Source organism: Vibrio splendidus 12E03 (genome assembly GCF_000272105.2).
Taxonomy (GTDB): domain Bacteria; phylum Pseudomonadota; class Gammaproteobacteria; order Enterobacterales; family Vibrionaceae; genus Vibrio; species Vibrio splendidus_I.
This window is the reverse complement of sequence record NZ_AJZD02000307.1, coordinates 1-1,794: the sequence shown is the minus strand read 5'-3', so window position 1 is coordinate 1,794 and position 1,794 is coordinate 1. Positions and strand designations below refer to the sequence as shown.

Below are 1,794 nucleotides of genomic sequence, written 5' to 3'. Positions count from 1 at the left end.
CGGCGGCTTTAGTAAAGTCGAATCCACAGCCGATCATTGCCAATGGTGTTGCTGTCATTAGAATGTTCATCACGGCATAAGCGACCATAGCTGCGAACACAGCGCCGATAAAGTTAGGCGCTTTCACAATCACACTGAGAGGATCGGCTTTAGGCGCCTGACTATTAAAAGAGACCTTTGGAAATTGAATAGTTTGTAGGATGAGTAATGCAAGAATGTTCAAACCAATCAAAGAAGCAAAGGCGCCAATATACAGGCCATCTTGCGACCACTGCTGAGACATGATCGCTAAGTTTGGCCCTAATACAGCAGCAAGAACGCCACCAGCCATCGAAATAGAAATCGCGCGATTTCTTGCGTTTTCATCACACACTTCGATAGCAGCGAAGCGATAAAGCGTACCAAAACCAATGCCTATCCCGAGCAAAAATGTGGCGAAACAAAACAAGTAGAAATGCTGCTGAGATATGGCGTAAGTAGCAAGGCTTGCCCCTGTAATGCCAACGACGTTACCAATGCTAAACCCTCTCTTTCGTCCTAGCTTACCTGAAATCAAAGACGCAGGAATCGTGGCTGCCATTAAGCCTAAAAACTGCAGCGCAACGGGCAAAGTAATCATACTGACACTGGGCGCAATCTGCTTACCGATCAAACCAATCACAGAGATCAGTAATATGTTACCCGTCATCAACAAGGCCTGACACAGTGAGAGCAGCCAAACATTTCTATTCATCTTCGTTCCTAAATATGAGCACAGTTGGTCAATAGACCAAATAATCAACAAAGTCGCAACACTTTGTTACTCATAGGAACTCTACAAAGCGGCCAATAGACCAATATAAAGTGTTAGCACCATATGACTTTGATTAGCGTTACTTAAGACGCTAGAGTTGAAATTATCATTACTTAAGATAATAATAATTTTCTGTTATTTACTGGCTTTGTTGTTTATAGGCTTTAGCATTTGAAGGTGAGTATGATCAATCCACTTTGGCTCAATACGTTTAAGACTCTGGTTGAAGTTGGTCATTTCACCCAAACGGCCGAAAAGTTGTACATGACACAACCTGGAGTCAGCCAACACATCAAGAAGCTTGAACAAGCTTGCAATTGTGACCTGTTATCGAGAGAAAATAAAAGCTTCGAGCTGACCGAACAGGGTCGGATTATGTATCGCTATGCGCTCAAGCTAGAAAAAGACCAAGAAGATTTATTCGAATCTCTGAGTTTTGACAATCCTTATGCTGGGCAATGTCATCTATCCTGTTCGGGTTCACTCTCTTTACGTCTTTATCCCAAGCTTCTTGAACTTCAGCAGCAACACCAAGATCTGAGCATTAACTTAGAAGCAGCTCCAAACAAAAAGATATTGAATGACCTAAGCGAAGGCACTACCGATATCGGCATTGTTAGGCATTCCCCGAACGACAGCTACTACCAAAGCCAAGTCATCGGCAAAGAAGCACTGTGTCTTATTGTTCACCACAGCCTTGCTGATTTAGAGATAACGCCGCAAGTATTGAATGACATTGGCCTGATTGCCCACCCAGATTCTGCACACTATCTGTCTTTGTATTTCGACCTATGCGGAGATAAAGACTTAGCGAACATCAACGTTAATGAAATACCAAGATCTGGCTACATCAATCAGCTTCACCAGATCTTGCTACCCGTATCAAAAGGGTTAGGTTTTACCGTGTTACCGGCTGGCGCGGTTGAACACTTCCCAGATAGAGACAAGCTACACGTTGTGCCGCCAAAGGTAGAAGTTGAGGAAACGCTGTATTTGGTTCA

General features: G+C 43.5%; 2 protein-coding genes. One reads left to right on the top strand and one right to left on the bottom strand.

The window, feature by feature from the left end; genetic code table 11:
* On the bottom strand, nucleotides 1–733 hold a 733-nt coding region (locus A142_RS19295), incomplete at its 3' end, for an MFS transporter (RefSeq protein ID WP_019821521.1).
* 243 nt (nucleotides 734–976) lie between these two features.
* Here A142_RS19295 and A142_RS19290 point away from each other — a divergent pair.
* The coding region (locus A142_RS19290; protein WP_069591578.1) for a LysR family transcriptional regulator at nucleotides 977–1,794 on the top strand (818 nt) is incomplete at its 3' end.